This is a genomic window from Mesorhizobium sp. B2-3-11 (assembly GCF_006442215.1).
In the GTDB taxonomy this organism is placed as follows: domain Bacteria; phylum Pseudomonadota; class Alphaproteobacteria; order Rhizobiales; family Rhizobiaceae; genus Mesorhizobium; species Mesorhizobium salmacidum.
This window is the reverse complement of the sequence record NZ_VFVS01000005.1, coordinates 11,791-26,949: the sequence shown is the minus strand read 5'-3', so window position 1 is coordinate 26,949 and position 15,159 is coordinate 11,791. Positions and strand designations below refer to the sequence as shown.

The window sequence follows — 15,159 nt, the reverse complement described above, 5'->3', positions numbered from 1 at the left end:
GCCTATCCTTGCAATCTGGCGGAAATGACTTCGAACGCCTGCTGGCGGACGATCGGAAGGACCGGCAGCGCCTTGGCCGTGCCGGCCAATGCAAGCCCGAGATCGGTCACTTCCGGCCGGGACACGTCGGCAAGATCCATCACGTCCGAGATCAGGATCTCCTGCGGCGACCCTTCGCCAAGCACCTGTCCGTCGCCGAGCACCACGATGCGGTCCGCATACTGGGCGAGAAGATCGACCTTGTGCTCGACCAGCAGGATCGATTTGCCCCGCCGTTTAAGGTCGGCGATGATTTCGAAGACGGCCTCCGTCGCATCGGGGTCGAGCTGAGAGGTCGGCTCGTCGATCACCACGAACTCCGTGTCCATGGCCACGATGGACGCGAAGGCGACCTTCTGCCGCTGCCCGCCCGAAAGCTCGTTAGGGTTCTTGCCGATCAGCGGCCGCAGGTCGAGCCGATCAATCACGTCGAGCACCCGGGGAAAGATCTCGGCGCGCGGAACGCCGAGGTTTTCGAGGCCGAAGGCTATTTCCTCGAAAACGGTGTCCTTGATGCCGCTGATTTGGGTGAACGGGTTTTCGAAGACAAAGCCCACCGACCGGGATAGATCGGCCGGGTTCCAGTCGGCCAGATTCCGGCCCATGATCTCCACTTTTCCATCCAGCATGCCCGGATGGAATGTTGGAATGAGGCCGCGAATGAGGTTGCAGAGCGTCGACTTGCCGCTCGTGTTGGCACCAATGACGCCGTAAAGCAGACCCTTTTTGAGTTCGAGCGAGACGTCCCTCAGTGCCGGCTTTTCGGAATAGGCGTAGGTGAAGGTCACGTCTTCCAGTCTGACCAGGCTCATGGCGCAACTCCAGTCATGCTGAAGACGGTACCGGCGACGGCAACCGCCAGAAGGGCATATTCCCAGATCCGCGGGGATCGCAGGCAGACGAGCCGGGTGTGCTTGCCCTCGCTGTTGAAAGCGCGGGCATCGAGCGCGATCGCCCGTTCCTCCGCCTGCCCGAGCGCCGCCAGGAAGGCCGGACCGATGATGGGAAGAAAGGCGCGGGCGCGCATGAAGACGTTGCCTTCGGTTTCGATGCCGCGCGATTTCTGCGCATCGGCCACGACCCGCACGTTGCGGCTGAGATCCTTGATCGCCTGGAACGAGGCGAGAAGCACGTAAGTGGCGCGCGGCGTCACCCCCCGCTCCTCCAGCGCAAGCATGACATATTTGGCCGGCACCAGCGCGGCATAGAGGGTCAGAGCGCCGCACAGCACCATCACCACCAAGGCAAAGCGCGCCCCGATCATGACGCCCTCGTGGGTGACCCTGAGCGGCCCAAAGGCCGCCAGGACCGTGTCACCGGGCTCGAAGACCGCCCGAAACGCGAAGAGCACGAGGCCGATCGTGACGAACAGCTTCAGGTAGCGGGGCACAAAAACGCGCCCCACCCCCGCCAGCAGGGATATCCCTGCCAGCATGGCGCACAATATCGCCGGAGCGATGAGCCCAGGACGCAGAACCGCGACCTGGGTTATGCAGGAGAGCACTGCGAACACGATGAGCGGATTGATGTCGCGCACCGTGTTGCGCTGGGTCGCAGGTCGGCGAAGCGACTCTATGAATTCGCCGGCCGCATCGTGTTTGCGCAGGGTGTCTCCCGTGGCCATCAGTCAGCGCCCCCGCGATGACAGCGATACGGCCTTCTCGCGTGCCTGCAGATAGATATGACCCAGTGGAAGTTTGGCATAGAGCCGCTTCGGAATGCCCTTCAGAATGGCGTATACCACAAGCACCGTCGGGATCTTGTCGGCAAAATCCATCGGAATCTGCGCGACAAAATTCGCCGTGTTCAGATCAATGCCGGCTGCAGTCAAGGCTCCGACCACCCAGACACCACCGCCGACGGCGAGCCCGCCAAACACCCAGATCGTCAGCAGGGCGCCGAGCACGCCGCCGATCAGCGCGAAGGGAACGGCGCTGGCCAGCGTGAGCGGCAGGCTGGTGAACACGCCGCGCCTGGCAAGCGCACCTGCCAGGAGGCCGAACATTATGCTGAGAACGCCGAAGACCATCGTCTGCGGCGATGTGATGGAATTCAGGACATTGGACACCGCGCCGACCAGCGCCCCGGGGAGCCCGCCGCAGGTGGCGCCGACCAGAATAGTTCCGATGCTGTCGAGATAGACCGGCAGCTTGAGGAGCAGCGCGAACTGCCCGCCGACGAAATTGATGGCGATCCCTATTGGGATCATGAAGATGGTCAGCCGGCCGTAGCCGGCAATGGGTTTCCAGACATTTTCCTGCGACGACATATTTATCCTCCCTCTAGAATGGGCGATCAGGCGACTTTGAACCTGATCTCCCGGTTGCTTGACTTGATGAACGCACGAACGGCCTCCGCCGTGCCCATTCCTCCCCTTGCCCCGACCTTTCCGACCGATAGTGCGGCCGCGGCATTGGCGAACTCGGCTGCGGCGACGAGATTTTTCGTGGCGGAATAGGCATAGAGGAACGAACTCGAGAACGTATCGCCGGCGCCGGTAACATCGACGACCTCAACCTTGTGGCCGGGTATACGGGTGACCCCTTTGGCGCAGTGGAGCTCGCAACCCTCGCTGTCGCGGGTCACCACGATCGCCGTGGTGCCTCCCGCGATCAGCGCCTCGATGTCATAGCCGCAACCGGTAAAGCGCTGTTCGCCGATCGAGTTCATGAACAGGATGTCGCAATACTCGATCAGACCGGACGGGTGGTTCTCGAGATTGTAGACATCGACATCCATGACGATACGGGTCCCGCGTTCCTTGAGAGCAGCAAGAATCTGCGGCGCGCCACGGTCGCCCATTCGAAAAGGGCGCGCGTCGGTAAGCGTGGTGACGAAGAACTCGGCGCCGGCGATATGCTCGAACATCGCAGTCGAAATCTCGGTTCGCGTGATCCCGAGCTGGGGGATGATGACGACATGTTGCTCGCCGGACACCAGAATGATGCATTTGGAGTCCGGGACGGCCTCATCAAATATGACCCAGTCGGTGTCGAGGCCGGCCCGCCGAAGCTGACCTAGGAGTTTTTGTGTATGCGCGCCCGAATTCAGTTGTGAAATGAAGGTGGTGCGCATTCCGTAGTTAGCGAAGATCGCCGCCGCGTTCGCGACCATGCCGCCATATTGCGACGGCAGGGCCTCGACGATCACCTTGTCGCCGGCAACGGGGAAATGCGGCGCTAGGTAATATTCGTCCTCGGCGACATCTCCAAAGAACACCGAATAGGATCGGCTGGCTGTCATCTGCCCTCTCATATCGAAATCTGTCACCGGGTCGGTCCGGCGCGCTTTGCCGTCGATTCCCGCACCACTAGCTCCACTGGGAACAGGACCTGCTCCTTAACCAAGGGGGTATCGCCCTCCAGGAAGCTCAGCAGCGCCAGGGTGGCGACAGTGCCCAGTGCCGTGACGTCCTGACGGACCGTCGTGAGGGCAGGCCACATGTAGCGACTGGCCAGCACATCGTCGAAGCCGACTACGGAAACCTCGTTGGGGACATTGATCCCCTCAGCCTTCAGATGATTGATCGCGCCGATGGCCATGAAGTCGTTGAGCGAGAAGATTGCGGTGATTTCTCCGGAGCGCAGCGCCTCCATGTGCGGCATGACCGCATCGCGTCCGCCCCGCTCCGTGTAATCCGCCTTGGTTGCCACGAACCGCTTGCCGCCGCCGGCCATCCAGGCCGCCTCGAAACTGCCTGTGCGGCGGATGCTTGTGGCGGTGTTGGCGAACACGTCGAGCACAAGCACCGAGCGGTGGCCAAGCTCCAGCAAGTGACGGGCAACCATTTTGGCCCCGGCTTCACTGTCAGACACGTAGGAGCCGAAATCGGTTCCAGGGATTTCCTCGTCGACGAAGACCATCGGCATGTCGCCCAGCACACGATGCACCTCGCTATTGCTCGGCGGAGCGCCTGCGGCATAGACCACGCCATCGACGGCGCGCGACTTGACCATTCTGAGATATTGGATCTCGCGCTCATGGTCGAAACCGGTCGTGCACAGGATGACATTGTAGCCCCGGGAGACCGCCGCGGCCTCCACGCCTTTCGTAAGCTCGGCGAAAAAACTATTGCCTATGTCGGGGACGACGGCCGCGATGATCTTGGTCTTGCCTCGCGCCAGATTTTGCGCAGTGCGGCTAGGCTGGTAGCCAAGCCGCTCCATCGCCGCCCTCACCTTCACCTGGATTTCGGCGCTGACCTTCCGCTTGCCGCTCAACGTGTGGGAGACCGATGTCGGGCTGACTCCAGCTTCGATGGCCACGTCCATGATGGACGCCATGTGCTCCTCCAAGTGATCGATACGGAGCATAGGTATCTTGCAAAGCGCTTTGCGTCAACAGCAAAGCGCTTTGCTTTGTAAAGTTCGAGCTTTCGGCGAAAGCCGTGACAAGCAGATGCGAGGCCTGCCCTCAGCACAAAGGTAAAATCCGACGCCCGAGATAGGACATAAAGCACCGCCACTGCGCACCCACTCAGTCACCGGAATGTCACCCAGACAATCAATGAAATGAAGTGGTCGATTGTCCATCTTGATGCGGCCAGCTTCGAGCTCTGACCTCGGTGCGCTCGGCTTCGGCCACGTCGGCGAGGCGCTTGCTTCCTCGGTTCGAGCGTTCAAGCTGGCGGCCACGAAAGAAACCCGCAACACATGCACATACTGTTCGGTCGCGTGCGGCGTCCTCATTTATAGCATTGGCGACCGGATCAAGAATGCGCGCTCCAACATCATCCACATCGAGGGCGATCCGGACCATCCGGTCAATCGCGGGACACTATGCCCCAAGGGGGGCTGGGTTGCTGAACATGGTCCATGCGCCGACCCGTCTGACCGCACCGCGCTATCGCGCCCCAGGAACGAATGAGTTCAAGGACGTCAGCTGGGACTTTGCGGTATTCGGTCGCGGTGCGATGACGAACACCTGGCAGGACCCGGCAAGGTTCAGGCCGATCACGGCAACGATCGCACCGGTAACGACGGCGGCATCAGCATGCCGATCCGGCGTGCGCCTAAAATAACCACCAGTACATGTGCGGCTGGTCGAGATTGACACCGCGCATTTCAAGTACAACGCGTCCGCCGAAGTCGCGCTTTCCGGCGCGGGGGAGACGCTGCCCGGCGATGATGGCTGGGCGCCGCTACTTTCGCGCCGGCCGCTGCAGCCGGACACGCGCCATGTCTTCCGGATGGCTGAAACGAGCGAGCCGGTTTCTTACGTCAGAGTCGACGCCTATCCCGATGGCGGCATCTCGCGCGTCAGGCTGTGGGGCAACGTCGATCCGACCGCGCGTCGTGCAGCCGGCTATCGCTGGTTCAACGCGATGCCACCGGCACAGGCGACGCATGTGGTCATGGAGCAAGGTATGTCTTCCGAACTGGCGGCCCATCTGACGGCGTCTCGGCCACACACCGTTCAATCCATCGGTCGCTTCGCCGGGAGCGCGACGTCCGATGCGGACGCTCTGGCATCGCTGAACGCATTGCTGGACGGAGATATCACGTGACAGCCCCTTGTATCTGCACGGACAGAGATTTGTGCGATGGAAGCGACTGAGCCTCGAACCGGATGGCGTCCGGTTCGGGGTGGCGAAGTCAGCCGTCACCCCTGCGGCCACAACCGTGGATGAGCCTGGGATCTTCGCCTTCGTCACGCACGACAGAGAACCTCGGCGACCGAGTGTGCGCATTTATCGGCTACGGCGGTGCGCAGGAGCTTGTCGCCGCTGACGCCTCGATGGTGGTGCCGATCCCGAGCGGCGTTTCCGACGAACAGGCGGCGGGCGTGATTATCGCCCATGGCACAGTCTTGCATTCCCTTAGACAGCGCGCAGCCCTGAAGCCTGGCGAAACGCTGGTCGTGTCGGGTGCGACGGGTGGTGTCGGGCTTGCTGGCATCGAAATTGCCAAGAGATTGGGCGCTCGCGTTATAGCCTGCGCGAGCGGTGACGCCAAAATGAGCCAGCTGCGCCACCTCGGCGTTGACGTTGTTCTCGACTTCGAAACAGACGATCTGAAGAAGCGCATTAAAGCCGCGACTGGGGGCAAAGGCGCCGACGTTGTGCTCGATCTTACAGGGGGACCTAAGACTGAGAGCTTGTTGCGGGCAACAAGTTGGGGTGGCCGTTACATCGTCGTCGGCTTTGCATCCGGGAAGGTTGTGATCCATATGAATGACAGCAATTCCGCGTATCATTCGGACTTGTGACGCGGTCCTGTATCACCTCCATTTCAGAGGGTATCGCAAGAGCTTTTTGCGTCCCAACACAGGTCCAGGTAATGTCATCGGGCGCAGTGCATTCGGGAACTGAACCAATCCACAGAAATATCTTGTTGGTATTTTTGTTGGTCAGCGTTGCCACCAAGCGATCCTCAACCGACTGAAAACAAAGCGGGATTTCTTTGACTTGGATTCCGCCTCTGGCAAAAGAAAATCAAGTCCTTATGAAGCGATCCCTGGTTGCTGTCATATCGCATGCGCCTGTTGCAGGCGCGTTCGCGTGTCGGCGCTTAGGCTTTCTTGTCGCCATTGGGATTTGGTGCCGGCGCCTCCCGCACGTCTCGCGGTGGCGGATCGATGTGCTCAAGCTCTGACGGTGCTTCCTTGTCCGGCCGACTGACGGGTGGCTGCGGGCCGGGCTTCGGCTGCGGTTCTTTGATCTTGGCTGGCATATCCGGTTAACTGGAATCCACAGGCTCTTGTTCCCTGACGCTTTAAAAGAACCCGATGCCTTTAAAGGACCTGGAGACCGAAGCCGCCAAAAGCGTGTCACGGTGAAACAAACAGATCACAGTTTGCGATAGTCGGGATGAATGGTGCTCCGAAGAGCGTTCTAACTTTAGTTCGCCGGGTGCTCACATGAACCCCGAGCACCCAAAATCAAATGCTTTTGGGAGAACGACCATGAAACATCTCCTCATTCCGGTGATGGCAGGCTTGCTCATAGGTTCCACCAGCATGGCTTTGGCCACCAATGTCCACACGGTGACGGGCACAACAGGTCAGCCCAGCCAAGAAATCGGAACTGCTCAAACAGGAAGTGCGACCCCCGGCCACGCCAGCTCTGCTCCGGGCTCAGCCTTCAACCCGGATGGGAATGCCGGAACACATTACGCCGGCACCCAGCCACAAAACTCGAAAAATCCGAAGAGCGTATCTCAATACGACGCGGCCGGCTTCCAGCAGTCCCATAATCATTAGGTGACAGCACGGTCCGCGAAACAACAGGCCCGGCCGCAGAGGCAGCCGGGCCGGCGCATTCGCCAGTCGACGCCACACTTGTTGGCGTGGACAAGGCGCCGGGAAACTCGTCAGCAGCACGTTTCGTGCTCACGTAAATCTATTTACCTGCCGGTCATAGCAGGCGCGGCGCTGGTGAAGGCAGTTTTCCAACCCTCTGATTTCGGAATTTATCGGGACTAGGCTTCCGCCGGCGTGCCCGCCCTGTCACAAAGATCGATTGACGGAACGACTTTGCTCTCACCGGGCTTCTGTCGGATTCAATTTGCTTGGCGCCCCACAATCCCTAGGGCAAACTCCCTGCCGGGGCTGCAGGAGGTGAAATGAGAGCACGCGCAGCAACGCTGGGGGATCTCGAGGACGTCTTCCATGGCCTGTCCAAGCGGATGTCGGAAGAGTACGCGGCGGCTGGCAAGGACAGCAAGATCGCCTACGACAATCTGATGATGAATTTGAAGGAGGGCCGGGCGCACGCGCTTGTCGAGGGCGAGAAGGCCGTGGCGATCATCGCCTGGCATGAAAACAGCGACGCCGCCGACACGCTGTTTGCCGCGCAGGAGGATTTCTTCCGCGGCTCGACCGTCCGTTTCTGCAAGCGGCATATCAGGCATATCCAAGCGCTCGCCGGCAACCTTCCCATCCACTCGCGCAGCTGGCTCAAGGGGCCCGATGTCGCCAGATGGTTCGGCATTATCGGCTATGTCGAACGCGGCCAGGAGAACGGCGCCAAGCTGTTCGAACTGCCGCCGGCCCACGCCAGCTAAGGAACCCCGGCTGGCGGCAGGTGTTCCTCCTTGCCGCTGAGCATACCTCGCCATCGCCCGCGCAAATTCGTCGATGCGGTCACCTCTTCGGCTCCAAGCGCCTCGGTGGCCTTGCGAATTGCACTCTCGGCCGCCTTGGACTGCCTCAGCAAGCGGCTTGCACTAGGCGACGATTGGCGAGATGTTACTGAGGGCAACCGGGACCAAACCGGCAGGCCGAGATCGATATGGCTGCTGGAAATGTCGCGAGCCTCCTTCGCCGTTCTTACCTTTGTTGTCTTGCTGGCGCCGGTAGAGGCAAGCGAGCGCATGTCCCATCTGCTTGACCGCTCCAACCTGCCGATCTCCTATCTTCGCGAATCGGATATTGTGACCGCATACACGACCGCAATGGCGCGCTTCCGTCTGCGGTTCGCAGGACGTGCCGGCGAAACCAATCATGCGGTCTCTCTCGAACCATTGCTTTTGCGGGCGGAATTCCGTGCGCGGACCTGGCGGTCGGCGGACGGCAGCTTGTTGCAAGGCTTCGCCGGCAAGGGCGGCTTCCGATTGACCTTCGGTAACTGCCTAGCGCGCATCTGCGCTGCCAGCGAATGCAGCGATGCCGGTTGGCCGGTATACGCCTGCAGCGACGGACGCAAGCGCAAGATGTCCGTCACGGATTTTGTGACGGCAAGCTTCGATGGCGTGCCCTATCGTCGATTGAGCGCCTCCCCTTCACAGGAATGAGGGCGCGAGGTGCCCACCATCATACCGAGGCAGGCGTGCAGCAAGGGCGGTGTTCCTTTCCCGCACCGCGACGCCTTCCCAGTCAACAATTGCCCGCCTCACGCCCAGCGCCGCGGCTCCCCGCCGCGGTCGCGCAGGACGTTGCGGCGCTGAAATTGACGCGCGGCATCATCTTTTTCCCGCGAACATAGTCCAAATAGAATAGGATGGTGGCGCGCCATCCAAACGCGGACACGTTGTTGCATTCGACCCACGCGGCCGGAAAAATCGGTGACAAGCGCCGCCGGAACGTGTTGAAGGTGACAGTCGACACAGAGAGGGATGTGCGATCGGGTTGCACTCGGCAAGTGTTGATGGTTTGTTGCCGGTCTGCGGAGAACGAGTGATGCGAGAATCGATCGGTCAAGACGAATATGGGTCGGCGAACCCTTTCGATCCGGACGACCTGCCCAATCTGAATGCGATCGGACCGGGGATCGGCAGTAACGACTTCGAGAAATACGCGGTTGCCGTGATCATCGTGTTCGGCGCCCTGATCATCGGCGGGCTTATGGCAGCGTCGATGACTTTCGGCCATCGCAACGGCTTCCTCTTCGCGCTGGGCGGCGCCACGTCGGCCTGGATATCGGGTAACGCGCTGCTGCTCGACCGGCCACGCATCTATGCGCTGTTCGTCGGCATCGCTGCCCTGATGCTGATTGCATCGACCGTCACGCTGGTGACCTGACGGCTCCTGCCGGGCCATGAGGCGGAGGCCGGTCCCGAAAGGCGGAATCCGGCCTCGTCAGGCAAGGAACAGGTTTGCGGCCTGTCAATATCCAAGCGCTTCGCCCGATGCCGCGCGGCTGTCGATTGCACCATTGTAGCGCGCGCCGCCGCCCTTCTTGATTTCCGCCAGGCTCTTGCCGCCGACCAGGATTCCGGCCGCCTGCCCCCAGCTATGGTCAGCGAGATCGAGGTGATAGCCCATGCCGGCCAGCAGCCTTTCGGTGTCGGGCGAAAGGCCGAACGGCTCGATATAGACGGTGTCGGGCAGCCATTGATGATGAATGCGCGGCGCATCGATCGCCTCCTGGATGTTCATGCCGTGGTCGATGACGTTGACGATCGCTTCCAGCGTGATGGTGATGATGCGCGAGCCGCCGGGGCTGCCGATGACCATGAACGGCTTGCCGTCCCTAGCCACGACTGTCGGGCTCATCGAGGACAGCGGCGTCTTCTTCGGCTGGATAGCGTTGGCTTCGCCCTGGACGAGGCCATAGAGGTTTGGCACGCCGGGTTTCTGGGTGAAGTCGTCCATCTCGTTGTTGAGCAGGATGCCGGTGCCGTCCGCCACTACGCCGGCGCCGAACGAGCCGTTCAACGTGTAGGTGACCGCGACCGCGTTGCCGTCCTTGTCGATAATCGAATAGTGCGTCGTCTCCTTCGATTCGCCAAAACCCTTCGGCATCAGGTCCTGCGACACACCGGCCCGGAACGGATCGATCTTGTCGCGGATGTCCTTGGCATAGGCTTTATCCAGCAGCTTGGAGATCGGGTTGTCGACGAAATCGGGATCGCCGAGCGCCGAGTTGCGGTCGACATAGGCGTGGCGCATCGCCTCGACCATGACATGCACCGTTTCGGCCGAGCCGGCGCCGAGATAGGACAGCGGGTAGCCTTCCAGCACGTTGAGGATTTCGCAGATGATGACGCCGCCTGAGCTCGGCGGCGGCGACGAGATGATCTCGTAGCCACGATAGGAGCAGGTGACGGGCTTCAGCTCGCGCACCGCATAGTGTTCGAAATCACCCTTGGCCAGGATACCGCCCCTGGCGCCGCTCGCCTTGACGATGGCGTCAGCGATGGCGCCTTTGTAGAAGGCATCGGGACCTCTCTCGGAAATGGCTGAGAGCGACGCGGCAAGGTCGGGCTGAACCAGCTTCTCGCCGATGCCGTAGGGCTTGCCACCGGGTTTGAGGAAGGCGGCGGCCGCCGCTGGGTCCCTCGCCAACCTTTCAGCGCCGCCGGCGAATGAGGCTGCATCGCCCTGGTTGAGGATGAACCCGTCCTTGGCATAGTTGATCGCCGGCGCCATCAAATCCTGCCTGGACAAGGTGCCGTATTTCTGGCGCGCCATCTCGAAACCGGCGACGGAACCCGGTACGCCGACCGCGAGGTAGCCGTCGAGGCTGGCGCCCTTCACCGGGTTGCCGTCCTTGTCGAGATACATGGTCTTGGTCGCGGCAAGCGGCGCCCGCTCACGAAAATCAAGGAAGGTCGATTTACCGTCCTTGAAGCGGATGGTCATGAAGCCGCCGCCACCGATATTGCCGGCGTTGGGGTAGACCACGGCCAAGGCATAGCCGACAGCGACAGCCGCGTCGACGGCATTGCCGCCCTTTCTCAGGACCTCGACGCCAACTTCGGAAGCCAGATGCTGGGCCGTGACGACCATGCCGTTCTCGCCCTTGGCCGGTGCTGGTGACGCGGCGAAGGCCGATGGCGAAAAGGCGAAAGTGATGGAAAGGCTGAGGGCGATCAGCGTCCGGCGGGTGAGGTGCATGGCGGGTTCTCCAGGTGGTGCTTGCTAAGAAGAGCTACTTGGAGCGATCGAGTCCATCTTCAATGAAGACATTCACGGGTTGGTGACTGCCCGCTTGTGGGGAGATACAGGGCGTGAGGGATCGCCAACCTTCAGACGTTTGTTCATCCAGGTTTGATTGTGAGGCAGCTCAATCAGCTGAGACGTCGGCGGGACAGCGCCCCCCTCTGTCCTGCCGGACATCTTCCCCGCAAGGGGGGAGATCGGCTCTACCTCAAACGATCCCGCCGGAGCCGCCTGCGACGGCTGGCCGTTCGGCCGCGACCTTGGCGCGGTAGCCCGCTGCCCGGTAAGCGGCGACCGGATCGATGGCGCCACCGGTCTTCAGCCGCGCCATGGCAAGGATCGGCTCGACATCGGTGCGGTAAGCCGCCTTCAGCATCTGCGTCGCCATCAGCGCGTCATTGCCGTCCTGAAAACCTTCAAGCGCCTTGCGGTCGACCAGCAGCGCCTGCGCATAGGCGCGCTGCACCTCGACCGCCGACAGCATCAGGCTTTCGATCGGATCGGTGACGTTGTGGCTCTGGTCGAGCATATGGGCGGGATCAAAGCCTTCGGCGCCGGAAAGCTCGGCATCGACCAGTTCGTTGAAGACGAGGAACAGCCGGTAGGGATCGATCGAGCCGGCATCGAGATCGTCGTCGCCATATTTCGAATCGTTGAAGTGGAAGCCGCCGAGTTTTTTGAACTGGATCAGCCGCGACACGATCATCTCGATGTTGACGTTGGGCGCATGGTGGCCGAGGTCGACGAGGCAGAACGCCTTGTCACCCAATTCCTTGGCGATGATGTAGTTGGTGCCCCAGTCCTGCACGACGGTGGAATAGAAGGCCGGCTCGTACATCTTGTGCTCGGTGAACAGCTTCCAGTCGGCCGGCAGGCCGGCGTAGACTTGCCTCATGGCATCGAGATAGCGCTCGAAGGCTTTGGCGAAATTGACCTGGCCGGGGAAATTCGAGCCGTCGCCGATCCACACCGTCAATGCCCTGGAGCCCAGCGTCTTGCCGATCTCTATGCATTCGAGATTGTGCTCGACCGCCTGCCGGCGCGTACCGGCATCGGAATGCGACAGCGAACCGAATTTATAGGAGAGCTTCTGATCCTTCGTGTCCGAGAAGGTGTTGGAATTCATGGCATCGAAACCGAGACCGAAGCGGGAAGCCGCCTGCTTCAGCCGGTTCGGATCGGCCTTGTCCCACGGGATGTGCAGGGAGACGGTCGGGGTCGCCTGCGTCAACTGCTTGATGACGGCGCAATCCTCGATCTTGTCGAAGATGTCGCGTGGCTCGCCAGCGCCCGGGAAGCGGGCGAAGCGGGTGCCGCCGGTGCCGACGCCCCAGGAGGGGATCGCGACGGCGAATTTCTCGACCTTGTCCCTGATCGCATTGATGGCAATGCCGCGCCGGTCGAGGCGTTCGCCGAGCGAGGCGTAGTCGCGCTCGAGGTGGGCCTTGCGCGCGGCATTGCTCTTATCGACGATGTCGGCGGAGATGATGGATTCGGACACTGCTGTTCCTCCCAGAATGCATTCGGTGAGCGCTGCCCCTCATCCGGCCCTTCGGGCCACCTTCTCCCCGTATAGTGACGGGAGAAGGGAAGCGCTTCGAGGTTAGCTCAGCGCGTAAAGCTCTGTGCGTTGCCGGCGTCGACGTTGATGATGTTGCCGGTCGACTTGGCCGACATGTCGGAGGCCAGGAAATAGATCGCTTCGGCGATGTCTTCCGGGAAGACGGAGCGCTTCAGCATCGAGCGCGAGCGGTAGTGCTCTTCGAGATCGTCGGTCGACATCTTGTAGGCGGCGGCGCGTTGTTCCTTCCACTCGCCGGTCCAGATCTTCGAGCCACGCAACACGGCGTCCGGGTTGACGACATTGACCCTGACCTGCGCTTCCGCGCCTTCCATCGCGAGACAGCGGGCGAGATGGATTTCGGCGGCCTTGGCGGTGCAATAGGCGGCGGCATTGGGTGACGCGGCAAGGCCGTTCTTGGAGGCGACGAAGACGACATTGCCGCCGATCTTCTGTACCCGGAACAGCCGGAACGCTTCCCGCGAGACCAGGAAATAGCCGGTCGACAGGATATCCATGTTCTTGTTCCACAGCGCCAGCGTCGTCTCCTCGATCGGCGCCGAGGACGCAAGCCCAGCATTGGAGACCAGAATGTCGATGCCGCCGAACTCGACCGCGGTCTCGGCGAAGCCGGCGACGACCTGATCCTCCGAGGTGACGTTGATGAGGACCGGCCGGACGAAATCCATGCCAAAGACCTTGGCCAGTTCCTCATTGGCGCTGGCGAGCGCCGCCTCGTCTATATCGGCCAGCACCACGCAGGCGCCTTCGCGCAGCAGGCGGTTGGCCGTAGCCCGGCCGATGCCGCCGGCGCCGCCGGTGACCAGCGCGATCTGGCCGGCGAGAGACTTCGGCGTCGGCATGCGCTGCAGCTTCAGGTCCTCGAGCAGCCAGTACTCGATGTCGAAAGCCTCCTGCGCGGGCAGGCCGACATAGGACGAGACGGTGGACGCGCCGCGCATGACGTTAATGGCATTGACGTAGAATTCGCCCGAGATGCGTGCGGTCGCCTTGTCGCCGGCGAAGGTGAACATGCCGACACCGGGCATCAGATAGACCACCGCATTGGGATCGCGGATGGCGGGCGAATCCGCATGCTTGCAGCTGTCGTAGTAGGCTTGGTAGCCGACACGATATTCGGCAATGTCGTCGGCGAGGCGCGCGATGACGGCATCAATGTCAGGCTTTGCCGGGTCGAATTCGATGACCAGCGGGCGGATCTTGGTGCGCAGGAAATGATCCGGGCACGAGGTGCCGAGTGCGGCCAGCGGGCGCAAATTTTTCGAATTGACGAATTCGAGCACGGCGGCCGAATCGTCGAAATGGCCGAGCTTGTGGCTCTTTTCCGAGATCAGGCCACGGATTCTCGGCATCAGCTTGGCGGCAATGGCACGGCGGTCAGCGGCGTCGAGCGACTTCACCACCTCACCACCGAAAATCGCCATGCCTTCGGAGCGGCGCTCGAACCATTCGATCGCCTGGTTGATCACCGAGATCGTCGTCTCGTAGCATTCCTTGGGGGTGTCGCCCCAGGTGAACAGGCCGTGGCTTTCGAGGATGACGCCCTTGGCGGTTGGGTGTTCGAGGCAGAATTTCTCCAGCCACAGGCCAAGCTCGAAGCCCGGCCGTTTCCATGGCAGCCAGCCAATGACATCGCCGAAGATCTCCTTGGTCAGCGCCCTGGAATCTTTCGCGGCGGCGATGGCGATGATGGCATCGGGATGCATGTGGTCGACGAAGGGCTTCCGCACGTAGGCGTGCAGCGGCGTGTCGATCGAGGCCGCGCGTGGATTGAGGTTGAAGGTGCAGTGGGGCAGATAACCCACCATCTCGTCCTCATGCTCGACGCCGCGGTAAAGCCCCTTCAGCGCCCGCAACTTGTCCATGTAGAGGGTGGCGAAGCCGTCCAGCTTGATCGAGGCGCTGTCGCCGCCCGAGCCCTTGACCCAAAGCACCTCGACATTCTCGCCGGTGAGCGGATCCTTCTGCCAGATCTTCGAGGAGGTATTGCCGCCGCCATAGTTGGTGACTCGCTTGTCGGAGCCGAGCGTGTTCGAGCGATAGACCAGAAGCTCGGGCTCGCTCATCCCCTGTGCCTTCGCATCATCCCACAGATTGGCGAGGCGCGAGCCGGAGCGCTTGTCGAGCATAGGTAATCCTCCCTTGGAGCGCGGACGATGCGCTCCTTTTTCGCCCGGGAATGTCTACGCAAGAGCCGAGCTTGTCAATCACAAACG

Annotated in this window: 14 protein-coding genes and 1 pseudogene; 7 read left to right on the top strand and 8 right to left on the bottom strand. The window is 61.6% G+C overall.

What is annotated here, in order from left to right; all coding sequences use genetic code 11:
* Positions 1 to 2: 2 nt before the first annotated feature.
* From FJ960_RS09015 to FJ960_RS08995, 5 genes are read right to left on the bottom strand one after another with little or no spacing between them, the layout of a single operon-like run.
* The gene (locus FJ960_RS09015) at positions 3 to 851 is read right to left on the bottom strand and encodes an ABC transporter ATP-binding protein (RefSeq protein ID WP_140713299.1); all 849 of its coding nucleotides are present in this window, start codon (positions 849 to 851) and stop codon (positions 3 to 5) included.
* Entirely contained in the window at positions 848 to 1,663 is an 816-nt protein-coding gene (locus tag FJ960_RS09010) for an energy-coupling factor transporter transmembrane component T (RefSeq protein WP_140713297.1), read from the bottom strand. Before FJ960_RS09010 ends, FJ960_RS09015 begins: the two co-directional genes overlap by 4 nt.
* A 3-nt stretch (positions 1,664 to 1,666) precedes the next feature.
* Positions 1,667 to 2,308 (bottom strand): ECF transporter S component, encoded by a 642-nt coding sequence (locus FJ960_RS09005; protein ID WP_140713295.1) that lies wholly within the window; start codon positions 2,306 to 2,308, stop codon positions 1,667 to 1,669.
* Between the two features lie 26 nt (positions 2,309 to 2,334).
* The gene (locus tag FJ960_RS09000; RefSeq protein ID WP_181174189.1) at positions 2,335 to 3,282 is read right to left on the bottom strand and encodes a carbohydrate kinase family protein; all 948 of its coding nucleotides are present in this window, start codon (positions 3,280 to 3,282) and stop codon (positions 2,335 to 2,337) included.
* Between the two features lie 23 nt (positions 3,283 to 3,305).
* Positions 3,306 to 4,322, bottom strand: a complete 1,017-nt coding sequence (locus tag FJ960_RS08995) for a LacI family DNA-binding transcriptional regulator (protein ID WP_181174188.1) — start codon at positions 4,320 to 4,322, stop codon at positions 3,306 to 3,308.
* A 253-nt stretch (positions 4,323 to 4,575) separates the two neighbouring features.
* Between FJ960_RS08995 and FJ960_RS08990 the strand changes: the two are divergent.
* The 7 genes and pseudogenes from FJ960_RS08990 to FJ960_RS08960 form a co-directional block, all read left to right on the top strand.
* Positions 4,576 to 4,936: pseudogene (locus FJ960_RS08990) on the top strand (formate dehydrogenase); the annotation flags it as partial.
* 135 nt (positions 4,937 to 5,071) lie between these two features.
* Positions 5,072 to 5,545 (top strand): hypothetical protein, encoded by a 474-nt coding sequence (locus FJ960_RS08985; protein ID WP_140713289.1) that lies wholly within the window; start codon positions 5,072 to 5,074, stop codon positions 5,543 to 5,545.
* Between the two features lie 173 nt (positions 5,546 to 5,718).
* Positions 5,719 to 6,246, top strand: coding sequence for a zinc-binding dehydrogenase (locus tag FJ960_RS08980; protein WP_181174187.1), 528 nt, complete (start codon positions 5,719 to 5,721; stop codon positions 6,244 to 6,246).
* A gap of 696 nt (positions 6,247 to 6,942) precedes the next feature.
* Complete coding sequence (locus FJ960_RS08975) at positions 6,943 to 7,239, top strand: adenylate cyclase (protein WP_140510765.1); 297 nt, start codon at positions 6,943 to 6,945, stop codon at positions 7,237 to 7,239.
* A 362-nt stretch (positions 7,240 to 7,601) separates the two neighbouring features.
* Positions 7,602 to 8,042, top strand: a complete 441-nt coding sequence (locus FJ960_RS08970) for a hypothetical protein (protein WP_140713285.1) — start codon at positions 7,602 to 7,604, stop codon at positions 8,040 to 8,042.
* Between the two features lie 30 nt (positions 8,043 to 8,072).
* Complete coding sequence (locus FJ960_RS08965; protein ID WP_246672667.1) at positions 8,073 to 8,771, top strand: hypothetical protein; 699 nt, start codon at positions 8,073 to 8,075, stop codon at positions 8,769 to 8,771.
* 385 nt (positions 8,772 to 9,156) lie between these two features.
* On the top strand, positions 9,157 to 9,498 hold the full coding sequence (locus FJ960_RS08960; protein ID WP_140713283.1) for a hypothetical protein: 342 nt from the start codon (positions 9,157 to 9,159) through the stop codon (positions 9,496 to 9,498).
* A gap of 84 nt (positions 9,499 to 9,582) precedes the next feature.
* Here FJ960_RS08960 and ggt read toward each other — a convergent pair whose 3' ends face one another.
* The 3 genes from ggt to FJ960_RS08945 form a co-directional block, all read right to left on the bottom strand.
* Positions 9,583 to 11,316 (bottom strand): gamma-glutamyltransferase, encoded by a 1,734-nt coding sequence (gene ggt, locus FJ960_RS08955; protein WP_140713281.1) that lies wholly within the window; start codon positions 11,314 to 11,316, stop codon positions 9,583 to 9,585.
* Between the two features lie 253 nt (positions 11,317 to 11,569).
* Complete coding sequence (rhaI, locus tag FJ960_RS08950; protein WP_140713279.1) at positions 11,570 to 12,862, bottom strand: L-rhamnose catabolism isomerase; 1,293 nt, start codon at positions 12,860 to 12,862, stop codon at positions 11,570 to 11,572.
* Positions 12,863 to 12,969: 107 nt separating this feature from the next.
* Positions 12,970 to 15,072: a bifunctional rhamnulose-1-phosphate aldolase/short-chain dehydrogenase gene (locus FJ960_RS08945; RefSeq protein ID WP_140713277.1), complete on the bottom strand. Its 2,103-nt coding sequence runs from the start codon at positions 15,070 to 15,072 to the stop codon at positions 12,970 to 12,972.
* Positions 15,073 to 15,159: the final 87 nt, after the last annotated feature.

Coding starts and splice junctions, on each gene's coding strand:
- FJ960_RS08975 (WP_140510765.1), top strand. CDS start 6,943: ATGAAACATCTCCTCATTCCGGTGATGGCAGGCTTGCTCATAGGTTCC.
- FJ960_RS09000 (WP_181174189.1), bottom strand. CDS start 3,282: ATGACAGCCAGCCGATCCTATTCGGTGTTCTTTGGAGATGTCGCCGAG.
- FJ960_RS08995 (WP_181174188.1), bottom strand. CDS start 4,322: ATGGCGTCCATCATGGACGTGGCCATCGAAGCTGGAGTCAGCCCGACA.
- FJ960_RS09010 (WP_140713297.1), bottom strand. CDS start 1,663: ATGGCCACGGGAGACACCCTGCGCAAACACGATGCGGCCGGCGAATTC.
- ggt (WP_140713281.1), bottom strand. CDS start 11,316: ATGCACCTCACCCGCCGGACGCTGATCGCCCTCAGCCTTTCCATCACT.
- FJ960_RS08970 (WP_140713285.1), top strand. CDS start 7,602: ATGAGAGCACGCGCAGCAACGCTGGGGGATCTCGAGGACGTCTTCCAT.
- FJ960_RS08945 (WP_140713277.1), bottom strand. CDS start 15,072: ATGCTCGACAAGCGCTCCGGCTCGCGCCTCGCCAATCTGTGGGATGAT.
- FJ960_RS09015 (WP_140713299.1), bottom strand. CDS start 851: ATGAGCCTGGTCAGACTGGAAGACGTGACCTTCACCTACGCCTATTCC.
- FJ960_RS09005 (WP_140713295.1), bottom strand. CDS start 2,308: ATGTCGTCGCAGGAAAATGTCTGGAAACCCATTGCCGGCTACGGCCGG.
- FJ960_RS08960 (WP_140713283.1), top strand. CDS start 9,157: ATGCGAGAATCGATCGGTCAAGACGAATATGGGTCGGCGAACCCTTTC.